The sequence below is a fragment of the Pseudoduganella aquatica genome (assembly GCF_020865585.1).
Taxonomy (GTDB): domain Bacteria; phylum Pseudomonadota; class Gammaproteobacteria; order Burkholderiales; family Burkholderiaceae_D; genus Rugamonas; species Rugamonas aquatica_A.
The window spans coordinates 645,249-664,944 of sequence record NZ_CP086370.1 but is presented as its reverse complement, the minus strand read 5'-3'; the positions used below and the strand labels follow the sequence as shown (position 1 = coordinate 664,944).

Genomic DNA, 19,696 nt, shown 5'->3' with positions numbered 1-19,696 from the left:
CAAAGGTGCAGCATGCAGCGATCCATTTTCCGGCATACCAGGGCCGCGCGCGCAGGCGCGCTGGCGGCGCTGCTGTCGGCCCAGCTGGCGGCGCTGGCGGCCGAGCCGGCCGCCGAACTGCTGGCCGCCGCCGCGCGCCTCGAGCATGGCGAAGGCGTGCCGCGCGACCTGCCGCAGGCGCTGGCCCTGTATTGCCGCGCCGCCCGCCTGGGCGACGCGCAAGCGCAGTACGCGCTGGGCTGGATGCTGGCCAACGGGCGCGGCGCGCCGCGCGACGACGGCGCGGCATCCCAGCTGTTCGCGCTGGCCGCCGCGCAAGGCCATCCGCAGGCGCAGGCCATGCTGCACATGACCAATACCGCGCCAGGCACGCCGCTGCCCGCCTGCCTGCTGCCGGACACGCCCCTGGTCGCCATGCCGCCCGAACCGCGCGTGCTCTACACCCATGCCGCCAGCAAGCAGATCGGCGCGCTGGTGGAGGTGCTGGCGCCGCAGTTCGACGTCGATCCCCGGCTGGCGATGGCCATCATCGCCATCGAGTCCGGTTTCAACGCGCGCGCCGTCTCACCCAAGAACGCGCAGGGATTGATGCAGCTGATACCGGAAACGGCCGAGCGCTTCCGCGTCAAGGACGCCTTCGATCCGGAACAGAACATCCGCGGCGGCCTGGCCTATCTGCGCTGGCTGCTGGCCTACTTCCGCGGCGACGTGCAGCTGGTGGCGGCGGCCTACAACGCCGGCGAGAAGGCGGTCGACCAGTACAAGGGCGTGCCGCCGTATGCGGAAACGCAGGAATACGTGAAACGGCTGGCGCGCCTGTACAAGCACGCCGTCCATCCCTATCCGGCCGGCTCCGCCGCAAGCGGTGCGCTGCGCAAACCTTGAGACGAAAAAAAACCGCCTGGCTGGCGCCAGGCGGCTGATCGCTGAACTGCTGTATCAAGCCTGACGGCGGCGGCGCAGACCAGCCAGGCCGGCCAGGCCCAGGCCGAAGATGGCCAAGGTGCCAGGTTCTGGAATCTTGTTTGCGCGGATCGGATCGTTGATCAGGCCGGTGAAGCACACGCCGGTGGTGACCTCTACGTCGGTGCAAGTGCCGGAGCCCTGCGAGGCGCCGTTGGTGCTCAGCGTGAACTTGCCGTCGAAATCGTGGCCGAACAGGCCGTTGGTGTTCCACTGCGTGGCACTGGTGCCGCCAGTCACATCGGCGAAGAAGGAGCCTTTACCGTCAGCTGGCAGGTTGGTGTTGGTCACTTGCTGGACCAGCGTGGCCTGGGTTTCGTCGGCGCTGGCGTCGCATACATACGGCTCCAAGCCGGTGCACGAGTTGGCCACGTCTACCAGCTGCTTGCCGGTGCCGAAGGTCACGGTCAGGTAAGCCGGGCCCAGGCTGCTCAGCAGCGAGTGCATGGCGTAGCCGGTGCGGCCGGAGGGGGCGGCGTCGAAGTTCGAATCCAGCGCGGCGATCGGGGTGTTGGTGCGGTAGATGTCCAGATGGATCTTGTTGTCGGCCACGCCGCCGCTGGCGCCGATATTGTAGATGTCGAAGTTCGAACCGTTCTGCACGATGTTTTGGTCGGCGATACCGTAGATCATATAGTACAGGTAGCTGCCGTCCGACAGGCCGGCCGACCAGCTCGCGCCGCCCGTGCCCTGGATCTGGGTAATCGCACCCAGGCCCCAGGTGCTTTCATTGGTGCCGGCTTGCGTGTTGGTTTCGGTGGTCAGACCAACCAGTTTGATGTTCAGGTTGCCGACCAGGGCATCCAGCGGCGTGGCGGATGCGCTGAACGCTGCCAGACCCAGGGAGGTTGCTGCCAGCAATTTTTTGAGTTTCATGTTCGATCTCCAGTATGTTGAGGGCGCTGTCAGTGTTAGCGTCACATCCCTATTAAGCAAGCGGTGTGCCAGGCGCGGGAAAATGGGGCGGATTACCCCGTTCCTCCTGCAACGGCTGGACATGCGGGCTTTGCTGACCGCCATAAACTTTGGCCATTTTTACCTAAGCTGTAAAGAATCTCGACAGCTTGTGTGACAATTGTTGCCGTGTGGTTAGTACGTGCGGCGCAAAGGCGGGGCTGGCACATTCCGGCGCTGTTTTGGGCTCCTCCGTGGGCGCGAACGGTCGATTTCCCGCAGCAAAGCGGTCCCGGTTGTAAAATATTCCGACAAGCGGCCTCCTGTGCAGCGGCGGCAGTTTGCGCTACTATAGTCTTGCCAATCTGGAATTAATTCAGCCGCACCGGCCGCCTGCGGGCGCCACCTTCTCCTCCACACTTGCTAAGGTTTTGCTATGACTACAGAATTCGACTATGACCGCTTCGTCATGCGCAATGATGGCTATATCAACAAGGCCACCCAGGCCAAGATCCGCAACACGCGGGTGGTGGTGGTCGGGGCAGGCCTGGGCAGCGCGCTGCCGGTGGCGGCCACGCGCATGGGCTTCCAGCACTTCGTGCTGGTGGATGGCGACACCGTGGACATGCACAACCTGAACCGCCAGTTCTTCGATTTCGAGGACATCGGGCGTCCCAAGGTGGAAGCGCTGAAGAAGCAGATTCTGCGCATCAACCCGACCGCCCAGGTGGAAACCATCCAGGCCAATCTGGACAAGGACAATGTGGCCGACTTGGTGGCCAAAGCAGACTTCATCTTCGACACCATCGACTTCCTCGACCTGGAAGCGATCCTGCACCTGCACGCCACCGCCAAGGCGATGGGCAAGCACATCTTCACCGCGCTATCCATCGGCCCGGGGGGCGGGGTGCTGTACTTCCCGCCGGACGCGCCGGAGTCGCTGGCCGACATCATCCAAAAGGACGTGGCGAGCGCCACGGCGGAGGGCGACGTCAGCTATTCCAACGTGTTCGGCAAGATCATGGGGCGCATCGGCGTGCACCTCGATGCGCAGGTGGTGGAGCAGGTCGCGCGCGCGCTGACCATCATGGAAGACGGCCGGCCCTGCCCTGCCTCGCAGATTTCGGTCGGCAGCTTCACGGTCGGCTCGATGGGCTTGTCCATGATGCACGACGTACTGGCCGGCCTGGAGGTGCCGACCGCGCCTTACATGGTGGTGCACAGCTTCCGCAACCACACCAGCAAAAAGATCAAGATCAGCGCCGACTAGTTCAGGACCTGGCGCGCGTGAGCGCGCGCGTCAGGCCGCGCGCCGGATTCTGCTGCCAGGACAGGCGCGGCAACAGCGCGTGCGGCCGCTCCTGCATCCAGGCCGACAGCGCCGGATTCTCGGCCGCCAGCTTGGCCTCCATGGCGTGCAGGTCCAGCACATAAGGCATCACCGCACCGTAGTAGTCCGCCTGCGGCCCGATCGCCTGGAAGCCGAAGCCCATCCGCGTCAGCGACTGTGCCAGCGCACGCTCCATGGCGGCAAACCAATACCGGATGCCGGCCTGGCGGCTGTGGCGGTACATCTCGCGGTACATGCCGAACAGCAGCATGGGCGACTCGCGGCGGCGCTCGCCATGCCGGCGCTCGGCCTCGGGCACCTGGGCCGGCAGGCCGGGAACGCCGGCCAGGCTGTCGGCGCGGCGGCGGCGATGCTCCTTGCGCACCACCAGGCGCGAAATTTCGCAGGACAGCGCCCGCGGCGGCAGCTCGACATGCTCGAACACGGCGCAGTGGCGCTCGAACGGATAGGGCTGCTCGGCCTGCGGCTGCACCAGGCGAACGGTCCCGATCAGCGTCTCGTCCATCGAATAGGCGGCGATATGCACGGCATTGGTCTCGTACTCGTCGACCTCCATGCCGCCAGCCTGCTCGGTGTGCGGCAGGAAGGCGCATTCGATGCAGTACACGTCGTAACGCAGCTTGAAAATATCGTGCGGCACCTTGCCATGCTGGTCGCCGCGGAAGGAGCGGAAAATATTGCGGTTGGCGCGGTCCACGGTTTCGAAATGGGCCTGGTATTCCTGGCAGGTGAGCACGCTGCGGTAACCGGGATTGTCAAATACGTGCGCCATACAGCCAATTCTCCTACGAGGTTTATTTCTTCCTGCTGCGCCCTATCATGAACGTGCCGACCATGGTTTTCACCACGACCCAGAACGGGATGGGTTCATCGTTGAACCATGCAGCCAGGAAACGGTTTTCTTGCTTTAATCGGTCGTTCAATTCGTACAGGTCGACCATATGGGGCGTGACCGGTCCATAGTAGTCCACCTGCGGCCCGATGGGGACGAAGCGGAACCCCATCTTTTCCAGGGAGCGCGCCAGCGAGCGCTCCATGGCGGCATACCAGTAACGGATGCCGTTCTTGCGGCTGTAGCGGTACATCTCGCGGTACAGCCCCAGCAGCAGCAACGGGCTGTTGGTGCGCTGCTCCTTGCCGCTGGGCGGCTTGATCATGGCCGGGCCGCCCTTTTGCTCCATAAAATCCTTCGACACGCCTTCCATCGAATCGCCGCGCCGGCGGCGGTGCGTCTTCTTCACCACCAGCCGCGACACCTCGCCGGCCTGCGCGCGCGCCGGCATGGTGAAGTCCTCGAACACCGTGCAGTGCGACTCGAAGGGATAGACCTGCCCATCCTTGGGCTGCACCAGGCGCACCGTGCCCACCATGGCCTGGTCCCGCGTGGCGTAGGCGGCGAAGTGGATGGAGCAGTCGTCGTACTCGTCGGTCTCCTTGCCTTCGTCAAACTCGGCCGCGTCCAGGTAATGGCACTCCAGGCAGTACACCTCGTAGCGCAGGCGATAAATCTCGGCCAGCACGGCCGAATCCATCATGCCCTTCATCACACTGGCGAAGTCGAAATATGGGATCAGAATGTCGCGTTTGCCGAAAAAACGCTCGAACAGATCGAACAGCATGTCGCGTTCCTTGTCTGTACATCAGTCGGGCGCCGGCACTGGCTCACGTCATGCAAGCCAGCACACAGGCGCAAAGATAACCTATTTCCGGTCAGCACGCACAGGCGAATTCAACCGTGCGCGGCTCCGCAAGCCGCTGTCCATGCGGCTTGGCGGCCGGAGCGTAGCCGGATCAGAGCTGTTTCAGCAGCGCGCGGGCGTCGTCCTGCTGCGGGAAAGAATTTCCCTTTGCCAACAACTGTTCCAGTTCCTTGCGCGCGCCGGCCTTGTCGCCCGACTTGCTCAGCGCGGCGGCATAATGGTAGCGGATCTCGCCGTTGCCTTCGGCCGCCGCGGCCGCCTTTTGCAGCAGCGGCAAGCCGCGCGCCACATCGCCCTGCTCCACCAGCACCCAGCCCAGCGTATCCATAATGGCCGGATGGTTGGGCACCAGCTTGGCGGCCTGCTCCGCCGATGCCAGTGCGCGCTTGTCCTTCAGCTGCAAATACGCTTGCGCCAGATTGTTGTGGGCCACCGCGTTTTTCGGGTTGGCTTTTAGAATAGCCTCGAATTGCTCAATTGCAATGGGGTATTGCTTGGCCGCCAGGCTGGACTCGGCCTGGTACATGGCCACCATCGGTTCGGCCGGGTTCTCCTTGCGCCACTGCGCCACGCGCTGCTCGGCTTCTTTTGCCTTGCCGCCGCGCCGCATCGCGTCCACCAGCTTGAGCAGCGCGCCGGGCGCCTTGGACAGCGCCAGCGCCTTCTCGTATGCCGGCACGGCCTGCGCCGGCTTGCCCTGCAGGCTCAGGATGTCGCCTTCCAGCAAATAGCCGGCCGGCATCTTGTCATGCTGCTTCTGCAACTGGCGCGCTTGCGCCAGCGCGGCGTCCGGCTTGCCCTGGCGTACAGACAACTCGGCCTGCAGCAGCTGCGCCTGGGCCAAGTCCGGTTGCAACTGCAAGGCTTTTTTCAGATCCTCGGCGGCGGCGGCCTCGTTTTTCAGCTGCAGATGCACTTCCGCCAGGTGCAGTTGCGCCAGGCCGGACTTGGGCAGCAGGCCGGCGATCTTGCTGTACGACTCCAGCGCGCCGCCGGGGTCCTTGGCGGCCAGCTGGCTTTGCGCCTGCAGTTCCAGCAGATCGGTGTTGGATGGCAACGCCACCAGCATCTTGCGGGCCAGTGCCAGCGCTTGCGGGGCCTTGCTGCTGCGCAAATATTGTATGCCCAAGCGCATGGCCGGCAGCACCGCGTCGGGCTGCTCGGCGTGCGCTTTTTCCAGCCAGGTCAGCGCCTCGTCGGGCTGCTCTCGCACCACCGCCAGGCCGGCCAGCGCGGTCATCGCGTCCACGCTCTTTTTGTCCTTCTCCAGGAAGGCCAGCAGGCGCGCGCGCGCGGCGTCCGTTTTTTTCTCGTACACGTCCAGCTGCACCAGGCTGGAGACGGCGGGGAAATAGGTGGCCTGCTGCGACAGCGCGCGTTCGAAGCTGGCGCGCGCGGCCGCGGCGTCGCCCTTGCCGAGCGCGGCCACGCCGGCCAGTTGCGACAGCTCCGGATTGGTCGGCTGGCTCTTGGCCAGCTGCGCCGCCGCCGCCAGCGCCTTGTCGAAGTTGCGCTGGCCGATTTCGGCGCGGATCAGCGCGATGCCGGACTGCAGCGACTTGCTGTCGAGCGCGGTGGCCGCCTCCAGGTCGCTCAGGCCCTGCGCCTTGTCGCCCTTGCCCAGCTTGCTCAGGCCGAGCGAGGTGCGCAGCGAGGCCGCTTTCGGCTCCAGCGCGGTGGCCTTCTCGAAGTATTCGGTGGCCTTGTTGAAGTCGCGCGCCTGCATGTAGGACTCGCCGGCCAGCGCCAGCAGCTGCACGTCGGCCGGTTCGCCGCCCTTGAGCGCGGGCGCCAGCACCGCCAGCGCGTCCGGCGTCTGGCCGCCGCGCAGCAGGCTGGTGGCCAGCATCTTGCGGGCGTACAGATTGTCCGGGTTTTTCTCCAGGTATTTGCGCAAATGCTGTCCGGCCTGCTGGGTCGAGCCCAGGTTCAGGTTGACCGCGCCGGCCAGCAGGATGCTGGGCATGTGCTCGGGCGCGGCGCGCAGCACTTTCTGCAGCGACTCCAGCGCGGCGGCGTTCTTGCCCTGGGTGAAGTCCAGCAAGGCCTGGGTGTAAGTCACCATCATGCTGCCCGGCGTGATCTTCTTGGCCGCCACCAGATCGGCCTGGGCCAGCTCATACTTGCCCGAGGCGATTTCCAGATAGGCTTTCTCGATATGGGCCGAACGGTGCGCCGGATTGGCCACCAGCACCTGGGCATAGGCTTCCAGCGCCTGCTCCGGCTTGCCCTGGGCGCGCAGCAGGTCGGCCTTGAACATCAGCGCGTCGGCGTCCTTGGGGCCGGCCGCCACGGCCTGGTCGGCATAGCTCATGGCGGCAGCGGCATTGCGCTCCAGGAAGGCCACGCGGCCCAGGCCCACCAGCGCGGCGGCATGCTGGGGCTGGGCTTGCAGCACGGAGGTGAACAAGGCCTTGGCCTCGTCGCGCTTGTTCAGCGCCAGCAGGGCGTCGGCGCGCGCGCACAGCAGCTCGGCGCCGCCGGCCTTGGCGGCGGCCTCGGTGTCGTCCAGCGCGTTCTGGAATTTGCCCTGCATCAACAGCGCGCGCGCCAGCACCGGCATGGTCTGCGCGTCCGGATACTTGAGCGAGATGGCCTTGCGGATTTCCTTGTCGGCCGCCAGCACGTCGCCGCCTTCGAGCGACAGCTTGGCCAACAAATAACGCGCCTCGGCGTCCTCCGGATTGGCCGCCAGCGCGTTCTTCAGTTGTATCATGGCGGCGGTGCTGTCGCCTTTTTGCTGGAACTGCTTGGCCTGCGCCACCAGGGTGGCCGCCGACTCCTCTTTCTTGCATCCGCCCAGCACCGCCAGCAACAGGACGCTGCTTGCCATTGCAACGCCCACCAAGCGCTTACTTCCTTTACCAGCCATCGCGAGGACTTCCTTATGATTGTGTCGACTTGAACGGGCCGCCTGCGCATGCGGCAGCGGCCCCCGTTACTACCCGATAATATACTAAGACGGTTCCATTTCGTTAACAAAATGCCGCGCAGAGCCCGGCGGCCGTCCAGCACCGAGATATCCTGCAACATTCCCTTTCAGGAGGTCGAAATGAAGCCAGCGCATACCATTCTTGTGGACAGCTACCGCGTGGCGGCCAGCCATACCGGCGCCGACAGCCTGGCCTACAAAGGCCTGCACATCCACGCCCTGCCCGGCCTGCACGAGTTCACGTTTTCCGTGCTGCAGCAACATTGCCGGGCCGGCGCCGCCGTGCTGGACCTGGCGGCCGGCAGCGGGGCCATGAGCATGCGCCTGCACGACGCCGGCTACCGCGTGGCCGCCACCGACTACGTCACGGAAAACTTCCGCCTGCACGGCCAGATCGACTTCTTCCAAAGCGACCTGAACGACGATTTTTCCCAGGGGCGCGAGGGCAGTTTCGACACCGTGTTCGCCTCGGAAATCATCGAGCACCTGGAAAACCCGCGCCATTTCGCGCGCCAGTGCCATGCGCTGCTCAAGCCGGGCGGCAGCGTCGTCCTGTCGACCCCGAATGTGGACTCCTCCGCCTCGGTCGCCAGCCTGCTGCGCGACGGCACCTTCCAGTGGTTCAACGACGCGCATTACCGGTCCGACGGCCACATCACGCCGCTGACCCAGTGGCAGCTGAAAAAATGCTGGCAGGAGGCCGGTTTCAGCATCGCCTGGCAGGGCTCCTACGGCGACCGCTACGGCATGGTGGCCGGCTCGCCGCGCATGCGCTGGCTGGCGCGCCTGCTCGATCGGCTGAGCGGATTGGACCCGGCGCTGCGCAACCAGATCTATGTGGCCGTGCTGCGCAAGCCGGACCAGGCCGGCGCGGCCGGCGCTTAGCGCTTCAGCAGCACGCCCACCGCCAGCAGCGGCGCGTACAGGAAGGACTGCGGGTCGATGCGCCACTGCCCGCGCAGCACCGCGCCGTCCAGCCGCTTGCGGTGCGACAGCCGGTGCAGCAGGTCGGCCACGAAACTGCGGCGCAGGCCGCGCACGTCGGCGCCGTTCTGGCGCAGCTGGGCGGGCGACAGGCTGAACAGGCGTGGCAGCGCCTTCTTGAACTTCATCTCGTAGTGCAGCCGTATCAGCGAATTCTCCGTGCCCCAGCCCGAGCCGGCGAAAATATTCACGCCCTCGCCGTAAGTGCATTCGCACAGCGCGGAAAACGCCACCCGGCCCGAGCGCTGCGCCAGCTCCAGCCAGAACAGGTAGTCCTCGCCGGCGTACACGAACTCTTCGCGGAAACGCAGCTCGGGGCCGGCCGCGTGGCGGTACACCACGGTCGAGGTGCCGACGATGTTGCCGGTCAGGATCTGGTTGAACATGTCGCCGCGGTAGCTGTGCAGGTAGGGGCTGGCGCCGATGGCGGGATGGTCGCCCACCTCGATGCGGCGCGCGCGCTTGAAGGCGGTGACGGTCTGGTTCAGCTGGTAATGGTCGGAGAAATAGAAGTCGTGGCCGGCCTCCAGCGCGGCGACCGCGTTGGCCACGTGGGCCGGTATCCACTCGTCGTCCGAATCGAGGAAGGCCACGTACTCGGTGCCGGGCGCCACCAGGCCCAGCGCGCGGTTGCGCGCCGCCGCCGGGCCGGCGTTGGGCTGCTCGACGATGCGCAGCGCGTGCGGCGCCGGGATGTCGATGCCGGCCAGCTCGCCGCGCGCCGGCACCGGCGAGCTGTCGTCGATCACGATGATGTCGAGCGCCACGCCGCCCTCCTGGGCCAGCGCCGAACGGATCGCCTTGGCCAGGATGCCGGGCCGCTTCTGGTAGTAGGGAATGACCACCGCCACTGTCTTGTTCATGCCGTCTCTCCTGTGCAGCTCAATGCGCGCGCTGGCGGAACCACTGCTCCAGCATCATCAGCACCCACACCATGGTGCCGTGGTAGCTGGCGTGCTCGGCCAGGTGCTGGCCCAGCAGCAGGTCGATGAAGTCGGCGCGCACGATGCCGCGCCGCTTCAGGTCGCTCAAGCTGTCGGCCGCCAGCGCCTGCAGCTGCGGTGTCTGCTGCAGCCACACGCCGAAGGGCAGGCCGAAGCCGTGCTTCTGCTTGGTGATGATCTCGTTGGGCAGGAAGTCGCGCAGCGCCTCCTTGAAGAAGTAGCGCAGCTGGGTGCCGTTCAGCTTCTGCTGCGGCGTCAGGCCGGCCGAGAAGGCCACCATCTGCTCGCTCAGGAAGGGAAACGCCACTTCCATGCCGGCCAGTTCGCAGGCCCGCATCACTTTCGGCAAGTCGTTGTCGGCCAGCGTCACTTTCAGGTCCAGCGCCAGCATGCGGTTGATCAGGCTGGGCGCGTCGCTCAGGCCGTAGGTGGCGCTCAGGCCGGCCAGCGGCTGGCCGGTGTCGGCGCCGGCCAGGAAATCGTCGGTGAAGACCTGGGCGGGGCCGTAGCGGCCCAGCAGGTTGTAGGTTTCCAGCCGCGCCGGCATGGGCACCGAGGCCTGCTCGATATAGCTGCGCGCCTTGCGCAGCAGCTGGACCCGGCCGCCGCCGGGGAAGTTGAACACGGCCGGCTCGAGCAGCGCCTTGCGCAGCAGCTCGGGCACGCGCTCGTACAGCGCAAACACCTGCTGCTTGGAATAGCGCTCGTTGCCGCCGAACAGTTCGTCGCCGCCGTCGCCGCCGAACATGCGCGCCACGCCGTCGGCGCGCGCCATCCTGGCGCAGTAGTAGGCCGGCACCGCCGAGGCGTTGCCGAAGGGCTGGTCGAAGGCCTGCGCCATGTGCGGAATGGCGTCGGCCACGTCGGCCGGCGTCACATAGTATTCATGGTGCTCGGTGCCGAAATGGCGCGAGGCGATGCGCGCGTATTCCATCTCGTCGTAGCCCTGGGCCTCGAAGCCGATCGAATACGTCTTGGCCGGTTTGCCGCCCACTTCGCACAGGATGCCGGCCAGGGTCGAGCTGTCGGTGCCGCCGGACAGGAAGGCGCCCACCGGCTGCGTGCCGCAGGCGTCGCGCACGCTGCTGCGCAGCACCTCGCGGAATTCGTCCTTCAGCTCGGCGAACGGGCGCTTGCCGTCTTCCTGGAACTGCATGCGCCAGTAGGTCTGCTGCTCGACGCGGCCCTGCCGGTAACGCAGATAAGTGCCCGGCAGCAGCCGCTGCTGGCCCTGGTAGACCGTGCCCGGCGCCGGCACCATGTGGAAGTACACATAGTTGTACAGGCCTTGCGGGTCCAGCCTGGCTGGCGTGAGCGGGTGGCGCACCAGGCTGTCGGCCGAGGAGCCGAACACCAGGGTTTCGCCGGCCAGCTGCCAGGCCAGCGGATGCGTGCCCATGCGGTCGATGGCCAGCAGCGCCTCGCCTGCGCGCTCGTCCACCACGGCCAGCGCGAAAGCGCCCACCAGGCCGTTGCACAGCGCCTCGGCGCCCTGCTTCCACAGGGACAGCAAGGCCGCGCCCATGCCCTCGGCCGCGGCCTGCTCGCGCCGCGCCGCGTCGCGCAGGCGCACATCGCCCCACAGCGCGATGGCCACGCCGTCGCGCTGCAGGCTGTGGGCGCAATCGACGCCCGCCGCCAGCGCCAGCGCGCTGGCGTTGCCCGCCATGGCCTGCACGGCGCTGCCGTCGAAGCGCGCCAGCGGCGCCGCCATGGCCTCGACCAGGGCGCGGTTTTCCGCCGCGCCGTGGCCATGCCCTATCCAACCGCAAATACCGCTCATACACCGCCTCCTGCTGGTTCATCACTGCCGACTAAGACTTCCACCGCGCCGGGATGGCTGAGGAAGGCGCCGGGGCTGGCCGTGAGGCCGTAGGCGCCCGACTGGAACACCACCGCCAGGTCGCCCGGGCCGGCTTGCGCCAGCTCCATCTGGTCGGCCAGCAGGTCCAGCGGCGTGCACAGCGGCCCCACCACGGACGCCGTCTCGCGTTCGCCACCGCGCACGCGGTTGCCGATCACGACGGGATAATTCTTGCGTATCACCTGGCCGAAGTTGCCCGAGGCCGACAGGTGGTGGTGCAGGCCGCCGTCCGTCACCAGGTAGACCTGGCCGCGCGAGACCTTGCGCTCGATCACCTTGCTGACGTAGACGCCGGCCTCGCCCACCAGGTAGCGGCCCAGCTCGATCACGATATGGGCTTCCGGCAGCGCGCGCTTGACGTCGGGCAGCAAGCGCTTCAGGTTCTCGCCCACGGCCGCCAGGTCCAGCCTGCCTTCGCCGGGGAAATACGGAATGCCGAAGCCGCCGCCGATATTGAGCATGCGCAGCGGACGCGGCGCGTGCGCGGCCAGGCGCAGCGCCAGCGCGAAGGTCTTTTCATGCGCTTCCTGGATCGCCTCGGCCTTCAGGTTCTGCGAGCCGCTGAAGATGTGGAAGCCGTGGAAGTCCAGCGCCAGCCGGCCCAGGCGCGCCAGCAGTTCCGGCACCTGTTCGGCGTCCACGCCGAACTGCTTGGGGCCGCCGCCCATCTTCATGCCGGACGATTTCAGCTCGAAGTCCGGGTTGACGCGCACCGCCACCTGCGGCCGCACGCCGAGCCGTTCGCCGATGGCGGCGATGCGCTCCATCTCGCCGGCCGACTCCATGTTCAGCACGATGCCGGCCGCCACCGCGCAGGCCAGGTCGGCGTCGCTCTTGCCGGGGCCGGCGAAGCTGATGTTGAGCGGCGCCATGGTGGTGTCCAGCGCCACCCGCAGCTCGCCGCCGGAGGCCACGTCGATGCCGTCCACCAGGCCGGCCATATGCTGCACCACGGCCGGCATGGGATTGGCCTTCATGGCGTAGTGCAGCTCGATTTCCGGCGGCAGGTGGCGGCGCAGCTCGGCCACGCGGGCCGTCATGGCGGCGCGGTCGTAGGCGTAGAACGGGGTCTGGCCGACGCGCGCGGCCAGCCGGGTCAGCGGCATGCCGCCTATCTGCAGGCAGTCGTCGACGACGGGAAATTGCACCAGGGGCGCATGCTGGGGGCGCACTGCGCTCATAGTGTGTTCTCCGTAAAACAGTGTTCGTATTGCTGGCTGAGCAGCTTGCGGTCTATCTTGCCGTTCGGATTGCGCGGCAGGCCGGCCTCGGCCATGATGATTTTCTGCGGCAGCATATAGGCCGGCAGGTGGGGCTTGCAGGCGGCCAGCAGTTCGGCCGCCGTCAGTTCCCGGCCGGGTTTGCACAGCGCCACCACCACGATGGCCTGGCCCAGCGCCGGATGCGCCACGCCCAGCGCGGCCGCCTCGGCCACCTGCTCGCGCGCGTAGACCACTTCCTCGACCTCGCTCGGGCTGACGCGGTAGCCGGAGGTCTTGATCATCTCGTCGTTGCGGCTGATAAAGTAGAGATAGCCCTCCTCGTCCCGGCGCACGGTGTCGCCCGACCACACGGCCATCTCGGCCAGCACGATGCCGGACTCGGCGCGGTAAGGCTTGAAGCGCTCTGCCGTCTTGGCCGGGTCGTTCCAGTAGCCCAGCGAGACCAGTGCGCCGCGGTGCACCAGCTCGCCCGGCTCGTGCGCGTCGCATTCCGTGCCGTCCGGGCGCAGCACCATCACTTCCGCGTTGGGAATGGCCTTGCCCATGGAATCGGGACGGCGCTCGAGCTGATCGGGCGGCAGATAGGTGGAGCGGAAAGCCTCGGTCAGGCCGTACATCAGGAAGGGGCGCGCGTTCGGCAGCGCCTTGCGCAGCGCGTCCAGCGTGGGGCGCTGCATGGCGCCGCCGGAATTGGTCAGATAGCGCAGGGTGCAGTCGGCCGGCCAGTCCAGGCCGGCGATCTGCAGCCACAGCGGCGGCACGGCGGCCAGGCCGGTGATGCGCTCGGCCAGCACGGCTTTCAGGATGTCGCGCGGCAGCAGGTGGTTGATCAGCACGGCGGTGGCGCCCACGCGGAAGGCAGTCGACAGCTGGCTCAGGCCGTAGTCGAAGGACAGCGGCAGCACCGCCAGCAGGCGGTCGGCCGCCGTGTTTTCCAGATAAGTGGAGACGCTGACGGCGCCGGCCACCATGTTGCGGTGCGATAAAACAACACCTTTGGGCTTGCCGGTGCTGCCCGAGGTGTACAGGATGGCGGCCACGTCGGTGTCGATGGCGCCGGACGGGGCCGCATGCGGCGCCGCGGCGCCGTCCCAGGCCAGCACCGCCACGCCCGGCACGTCGGGCAGCGCCTGCTCGCCGGGGTTGACCGCGAACACCACGCGCAGGTCCGGGCACTGCGCCAGGCTGGCCGCCAGCAGGCGCAGGCGGTCGGCCGAGGTGACCAGCACGCGCACATTGCAGTCGGCCATGATATAGGCCACCTGCTCCGGTTTCAGCAGCGGATTGACCGGCACGAACACGCCGCCGGCGGCCGCCGCGCCATACATGGCGGCCACATTCTCCACATTCTTTTCCATGTACACGGCGACGCGCTCGCCCCGCCCCAGGCCGGCCGCCAGCAGCGCGCCGGCCGCGCCGCGCACGGCCTGCGCCAGCGCCGCGTAGTCGAGCCGGCGCTGGCCGTACACCAGGGCCTCGGCGCCGGGCGTGCGCGCCGCGCTGGCGAAAATGAATTCGTGGAGAAGGTCGCTCATGATTTCCAACAATATGTTTGAATTAACAATGTGACACAATGCAACATGGTACGCGCGGCCCCCCGCCGTGTCTATCGCCGGGGCCGCAACAATTGACCGTCAAAAAGCTTGCCCAGGCGGACTACAATGGTCCAGGCCGGGTTATACTACGGCGATATATAAATGGAAACAAGCAATTGCAGTATTACAACAGTATTTGCTTGATAATGCCACCCCTACAGGACGCTGCATGAGAGATATCGTCATTACGCTGATCGTGTTCGCTTCGCTGCCGTACACTTTCAAGAAACCGTATATCGGCGCCCTGATGTGGATCTGGATCAGCGTGATGAACCCCCACCGCCTGAGCTGGGGCTTCGCCTACGATTTTCCCTTCGCCGCCATCATCGCCGCCACCACCCTGCTGGCCCTGCTGGTCGCGCCCGGCCAGAAGCGGCCGCCGTCCTCGCCGGCCGTGGCCGTCATGATCATGTTCACGGTGTGGATGGCGATTTCCACCCTGTTCGCCATCCACCCCGGCGAATCCACGGTGATGCTGCAGCGCGTCATAAAAATCATGCTGATGAATCTGGTGGTCATGATGGCGGTGCGCAACAAGGAGCAGCTGCACTGGATGCTGTGGGCGCTGGCCGGCTCGCTGGGCTACTACGGCATCAAAGGCGGCCTGTTCACCATCGCCACCGGCGGCAGCTTCCGCGTCTGGGGCCCCGAGGGCAGCTTTATTTTCGGCAATAACGAAGTGGCGCTGGCCTTCGTGGTGATTATCCCCATCTTCTACTACCTGTACCTGATCTCGGACAAGAAATGGCTGAAATACGGCATGGTGGGCGCCATCGGCCTGTGCGCGCTGGCCTCGCTGGGCTCGTATTCGCGCGGCGCCCTGCTGGCCCTGCTGGGCATGTTCGGCTTCCTGTGGCTGAAAAGCCCGAAGAAAGCCGCGCTCGGCGTCGGCATGGCGCTGCTGCTGCCCATGATTATCCTGTTTATGCCGGCCAAGTGGACCGAGCGCATGGACACCATCGACAACTACCAGGAAGACGGTTCGGCCATGGGCCGCATCAATGCCTGGCAGATGGCCACCAATCTGGCGATCGACCGCCCGCTGACGGGCGGCGGCTTTGAAATCTACGACGCCTATGTGTTCGCGCGCTACGCGCCGGTGCCGAACGACATCCACGCCGCCCACAGCATTTATTTCCAGTGTCTGGGCGAGCACGGCTTCGTCGGCCTGGGGCTGTACCTGACCTTCGCCATCCTGTGCTGGCGGCGCGCCAACTGGATTATCAGGCAGACCAAGAAGCGCGCCGACCTGAAATGGGCCGGCCAGCTGGCCGGCATGATACAGGTGAGCATGATAGGTTTCGGCGTGGGCGGCGCCTTCCTCAGCCTGCTGTATTTCGACATGCCGTACTACCTGATGGGCGCGCTGCTGATCACCGGCCAGATCGTGCAGGACAGCCTGCGGCAGCCGGCCGCCGGCCAGCCCGGCGCAACGCCGGCCGAAGCGGCCGATCCTGCCGCCACCGCCGCCGCGCAGGCGCCGCGGAACGGCGCGCGCGCCGCCAAGCAAGGGTCCATATGAATGCACAACACCATCCCCGTCCCACCCTGGCCACGCTGGCGCGCCGCGCCCTGCTGCGCCTGGGCGCGCTGGGCCGCGCGCGCCGCAGCCTGAGCATCCTGATCTACCACCGCGTGCTGCCGCAGGCCGACCCGCTATTCCCGGACGAGGTGGACGCGGCGCGCTTCGAGCAGCAAATGGCCTGGCTCAAGCAGGGCTTCCACGTGATGCCGCTGGCCGAGGCGGCGCGCCGCCTGCGCGCCGGCACCCTGCCGCCGCGCGCGGCCTGCGTGACCTTCGACGACGGCTATGCCGACAATGCCGAGATCGCGCTGCCCATCCTGCAGCGCCACGGCCTGGCGGCCACCTTCTTTGTCGCCACCGGCTTCCTGAACGGCGGGCGCATGTGGAACGACACCGTGATCGAGCTGGTGCGGCGCGCGCCCGGCCCGCGCCTGGAGCTGGCCGCGCTGGGCTATGGCAGCCACGCCATCGGCAGCGACGCCGAGCGCAGCGCCGCCATCCACGCGCTGCTGGACCAGCTCAAATACCTGGAACCCGAGCTGCGCCTGGCCGAGGTCGACAAGCTGCGCGGCGCGCTGGGCCTGGCGCTGCCGGACGACCTGATGATGAACACCGAGCAGGTGCGCCAGCTGCACGCGGCCGGCATGGAAATCGGCGCGCACACGGTGCACCACCCCATCCTGGCCAGCATGGACGAGCATGGCGCGCGGCAGGAGATCGCGCGCGGCAAGGCGGTGCTGGAGGAAATGACCGGCGCGCCGGTGCGCCTGTTCGCCTACCCGAACGGCAAGCCGGGGCGCGACTACCACGCCGCCCACGTGGCGCTGGCGCGCGAGCTCGGTTTCGAGGCGGCCGTGTGCACCGCCTGGGGCGCGGCCGGGCCGGAAACCGACCCGTTCCAGCTGCCGCGCTTCACGCCCTGGGACCGCAAGCCGCTCGGTTTCACGCTGCGCCTGCTGCACAATTTGTACCGGCCGGGCCAGACTGTGTGAATCCGGCCATAAATCGGCGCCGGCGCGATTGTGTGAAATTGTTGCAACAGTTATACTACTTGATGTATTAATTGAAACAAGCGGAGATTCACCCCGATGGCCCAGAGCGCAGACCGCGTGCAGCACTTCCCCCCGGCCCCGGCCGGCCAGCAGGCCGCGCCCGGTACGCCGCAGGCCGGCCATCCGCCGCCCCTGCCGGACTACCCGCGCGCGCGCATTCCGACCAAGCCGGTGTTGTCGCGCGCCACCTTCCGCGCCGGCGGCGGCCACGCGCCGTCCATCCTGGACGTGCGCGAAGCGCGCCTGGTCACCAGCGGCCGGGTCGCCATCGCGCTGGCGCTGCGCCAGATGGGCGTGGGTCCGGGCGACCGCGTGCTGGTGCCGTCCTACCATTGCGCCTCGATGATAGAGCCGGTGGTGTGGCTGGGCGCCACGCCGGTGTTCTACCGCATCCACCGCGACACCCAGGTCGACCTGGACGACGTGGCGGCCAAGCTGGCCGGCGCCAAGGTATTGCTGGCCACCAACTATTTCGGCTTTCCGCAGAACCTGTCGCGCCTGCGCGCGTTCTGCGACCAGCACGGCCTGATGCTGCTGGAAGACTGCGCGCACTGCTTCCTGGGCGAGCACGAGGGCCAGCCGGTGGGCTCCTTCGGCGACTACGCCATCGCCAGCACCATGAAATTCTTCCCCATCTACGAAGGCGGCTGCCTGGTGTCGGCGCGCCACTCGCTGGCGCCGGTGCGGCTCGAGGCGGGCGGCTTCCGCTTCGAAGCCAAGATGGCCGTCAACGCGCTCGAGGATGGCTTTGAATACCAGCGCCTGCGCACCGTGCAGCGCCTGCTGGCGCTGCCGCTGGGGCTGAAGAATTTCCTGCTGCGCCAGCTCAAGCGCAGCGGCAACGCGCCGCAGCCCATGGCGCCGCGCTCGTCCGAAGGCGGGTTCGGCTTCGATCCGGACTGGCTGGGCAAGCGCGGTTCGCTGTTCTCGCGCCTGACCTTGCGCCTGGTCTCGCGCGGCCGCATGGGCGCGCTGCGCCGCAGCCACTACCAGCGCCTGCAGGCCGCGCTGGACGGCATGCCCGGCTGCCGCCCGCTGCACGCGGTGCTGCCGGAACGGGTCTACCCCTGGGTCTTCCCGCTGTATGTGGAGCAGCCCGAAGCGGTATTCGATACGCTCAAGCGGGATGGCGTGCCCATCATCCGCTTTGCCGAATATCTGTGGGAAGGCGTGGATGCCACCGTCTGCGGCGCCAGCGCGGAGCTGTCGCGCCATGTGCTGCAGTTTCCCTGCCATCAGGAACTACAAGAACAGGAACTGGACTGGATGATAGACAAGATCAAGACCGCCTTGCTGGCGGCGCGCGCGCCATGAAGTGGACCCTGCTGCCGGCCAGCGACTATCCCGCCCACGCCACGCGCTGGCATGAACTGAACCACGCCAGCGTCGATTCGCCGCTGCTGGAACCGGCCTTTGTGCAGCCGCTGCTGACCGAATTCGGCGAAGGCCGCGAATGGCTGGCCGTGTGCGAGGACGGCGGGCGCACGCTGGCCATGGCGCTGCTGCAAAAGAGCCGCCAGGGAGCCTGGCAGACCTTCCAGCCCTCGCAGCAGCCGCTGGGCATGTGGCTGCACCTGCCGGGCGAGAACCTGCCGGCGCTGATGGACAGCCTGCTGCGCAGCCTGCCCGGCATGCCGCTGGTGCTGGGCCTGACCCAGTTCGACAGCTGGCTGCATCCGCGCCCGGCCGACGGCGCCCAGCTGCGCACGGCCGACTACATCAACACGGCCCGCATCACCATTGCCGGCACCTTCGACGAATACTGGGCCTCGCGCGGCAAAAACCTGCGCGCCAACCTGAAGAAACAGCGCGCCAAGCTGGCCAAGGAAGGCATCGCTACCCGCATGGACGTGCTGCGCGCGCCGGCCGACATGGCGCAGGCGGTGGCCGACTACGGCGTGATGGAAAGCGCCGGCTGGAAGGCCGGCGGCGGCACCGCCATCCACCCGGACAACGACCAGGGCCGCTTCTACCGCAGCATGCTGGAGAACTTCGCCCAGCGCGGCGAAGCCAGCGTATACCGCTACTGGTTCGACGACCGGCTGGTGGCGCTGAACCTGTGCATCGAAGGCGGCGGCGCCAAGATCGTGCTGAAAACCACCTATGACGAGAGCCTGAGCAGCCAGTATTCGCCGGCCTTCCTGATGCGCGAGGAGACCTGCCACGTCATGTTCCGCGAACGCCTGTTCGAGCGCCTGGAGTTCTACGGCAAGGTGATGGAGTGGCACCTGCGATGGACTGACGAGGTGCGCAGCATGTACCATATCACCCACTACCGGTGGCCGGCCCTGAAAAGCCTGCACACCCTGGTCAATAAGCTCAGGCGCGGCAGCGCGGGCCAGCCGGCGCCCGCCGCCGAGCCGGTCCCGTCCGCCGCCGCCCGCCATACCGAACCATCCACGGAGTAAGCAATGTATCTGCAAGAAGTAAAAACCATCCTGGCCGACGTCCTCGGCCTGGGCGCCGGCGCCGACGCGCTGACCGAACAGTCCGCGCTGCTGGGCGCCATCCCCGAACTCGATTCCATGGCCGTGGTGCAGCTGATCGCCGCCATGGAGGAACAATTCGGCTTCAGCGTGGACGACGACGAGATCGACGCCGCCACCTTCGCCAGCGTCGGCAGCCTGACCGCCTTCGTGGCGCGCAAGCTGACCGCCTGAGGCGCCCTC

Annotated in this window: 16 protein-coding genes; 8 read left to right on the top strand and 8 right to left on the bottom strand. The window is 67.0% G+C overall.

The window, feature by feature from the left end:
- Positions 1–12: 12 nt before the first annotated feature.
- Positions 13–885, top strand: coding sequence for a lytic transglycosylase domain-containing protein (locus tag KT882_RS02920; protein WP_228894350.1), 873 nt, complete (start codon positions 13–15; stop codon positions 883–885).
- A gap of 54 nt (positions 886–939) precedes the next feature.
- Here the strand turns inward: KT882_RS02920 and KT882_RS02915 are convergent, their stop codons facing one another.
- Complete coding sequence (locus tag KT882_RS02915; RefSeq protein ID WP_228894349.1) at positions 940–1,839, bottom strand: PEP-CTERM sorting domain-containing protein; 900 nt, start codon at positions 1,837–1,839, stop codon at positions 940–942.
- 454 nt (positions 1,840–2,293) lie between these two features.
- Between KT882_RS02915 and KT882_RS02910 the strand changes: the two genes are divergently transcribed.
- Positions 2,294–3,127, top strand: coding sequence for a ThiF family adenylyltransferase (locus tag KT882_RS02910; RefSeq protein ID WP_161075491.1), 834 nt, complete (start codon positions 2,294–2,296; stop codon positions 3,125–3,127).
- Position 3,128: 1 nt separating this feature from the next.
- On the opposite strand, the gene KT882_RS02905 is transcribed toward KT882_RS02910, so the two are convergent.
- The 3 genes from KT882_RS02905 to prsT form a co-directional block, all read right to left on the bottom strand.
- Positions 3,129–3,980 carry a PEP-CTERM/exosortase system-associated acyltransferase gene (locus tag KT882_RS02905; RefSeq protein WP_161075490.1) on the bottom strand — a complete coding sequence of 284 codons (852 nt, stop codon included), beginning with the start codon at positions 3,978–3,980 and terminating at the stop codon, positions 3,129–3,131.
- A 22-nt stretch (positions 3,981–4,002) separates the two neighbouring features.
- Positions 4,003–4,827, bottom strand: coding sequence for a PEP-CTERM/exosortase system-associated acyltransferase (locus tag KT882_RS02900; RefSeq protein WP_161075489.1), 825 nt, complete (start codon positions 4,825–4,827; stop codon positions 4,003–4,005).
- 172 nt (positions 4,828–4,999) lie between these two features.
- Positions 5,000–7,741: an XrtA/PEP-CTERM system TPR-repeat protein PrsT gene (gene prsT, locus KT882_RS02895; protein ID WP_228894348.1), complete on the bottom strand. Its 2,742-nt coding sequence runs from the start codon at positions 7,739–7,741 to the stop codon at positions 5,000–5,002.
- Positions 7,742–7,960: 219 nt separating this feature from the next.
- Between prsT and KT882_RS02890 the strand changes: the two genes are divergently transcribed.
- The gene (locus tag KT882_RS02890) at positions 7,961–8,725 is read left to right on the top strand and encodes a class I SAM-dependent methyltransferase (RefSeq protein WP_161075487.1); all 765 of its coding nucleotides are present in this window, start codon (positions 7,961–7,963) and stop codon (positions 8,723–8,725) included.
- Here KT882_RS02890 and KT882_RS02885 read toward each other — a convergent pair.
- The 4 genes from KT882_RS02885 to KT882_RS02870 are packed head-to-tail and all read right to left on the bottom strand — an operon-like array spanning position 8,722 to position 14,390.
- Positions 8,722–9,687: a glycosyltransferase family 2 protein gene (locus tag KT882_RS02885; protein ID WP_161075486.1), complete on the bottom strand. Its 966-nt coding sequence runs from the start codon at positions 9,685–9,687 to the stop codon at positions 8,722–8,724. The genes KT882_RS02890 and KT882_RS02885 overlap by 4 nt on opposite strands.
- A gap of 19 nt (positions 9,688–9,706) precedes the next feature.
- On the bottom strand, positions 9,707–11,551 hold the full coding sequence (locus tag KT882_RS02880) for an asparagine synthetase B family protein (protein ID WP_161075485.1): 1,845 nt from the start codon (positions 11,549–11,551) through the stop codon (positions 9,707–9,709).
- On the bottom strand, positions 11,548–12,813 hold the full coding sequence (locus tag KT882_RS02875) for a pyridoxal-dependent decarboxylase, exosortase A system-associated (protein WP_161075484.1): 1,266 nt from the start codon (positions 12,811–12,813) through the stop codon (positions 11,548–11,550). The genes KT882_RS02880 and KT882_RS02875 overlap by 4 nt, the downstream gene beginning before the upstream one ends.
- Positions 12,810–14,390: an acyl-CoA ligase (AMP-forming), exosortase A system-associated gene (locus KT882_RS02870; protein WP_228894347.1), complete on the bottom strand. Its 1,581-nt coding sequence runs from the start codon at positions 14,388–14,390 to the stop codon at positions 12,810–12,812. The genes KT882_RS02875 and KT882_RS02870 overlap by 4 nt, the downstream gene beginning before the upstream one ends.
- Positions 14,391–14,619: 229 nt before the next feature.
- Here KT882_RS02870 and KT882_RS02865 point away from each other — a divergent pair, with 229 nt between their 5' ends.
- The 5 genes from KT882_RS02865 to KT882_RS02845 all read left to right on the top strand — a co-directional run bounded on the left by KT882_RS02865 (position 14,620) and on the right by KT882_RS02845 (position 19,687).
- Entirely contained in the window at positions 14,620–15,972 is a 1,353-nt protein-coding gene (locus KT882_RS02865; RefSeq protein ID WP_161074371.1) for a putative O-glycosylation ligase, exosortase A system-associated, read from the top strand.
- Complete coding sequence (locus KT882_RS02860; protein WP_161074372.1) at positions 15,969–16,967, top strand: polysaccharide deacetylase family protein; 999 nt, start codon at positions 15,969–15,971, stop codon at positions 16,965–16,967. The genes KT882_RS02865 and KT882_RS02860 overlap by 4 nt, the downstream gene beginning before the upstream one ends.
- 96 nt (positions 16,968–17,063) lie before the next feature.
- The gene (locus tag KT882_RS02855) at positions 17,064–18,341 is read left to right on the top strand and encodes an aminotransferase class I/II-fold pyridoxal phosphate-dependent enzyme (protein WP_228894346.1); all 1,278 of its coding nucleotides are present in this window, start codon (positions 17,064–17,066) and stop codon (positions 18,339–18,341) included.
- A complete protein-coding gene (locus tag KT882_RS02850; protein WP_161074374.1) occupies positions 18,338–19,435 on the top strand; it encodes a GNAT family N-acetyltransferase in 1,098 nt (365 codons plus the stop codon). Before KT882_RS02855 ends, KT882_RS02850 begins: the two co-directional genes overlap by 4 nt.
- A gap of 3 nt (positions 19,436–19,438) precedes the next feature.
- On the top strand, positions 19,439–19,687 hold the full coding sequence (locus KT882_RS02845) for an acyl carrier protein (protein WP_161074375.1): 249 nt from the start codon (positions 19,439–19,441) through the stop codon (positions 19,685–19,687).
- The last annotated feature ends 9 nt before the right edge of the window (positions 19,688–19,696 follow it).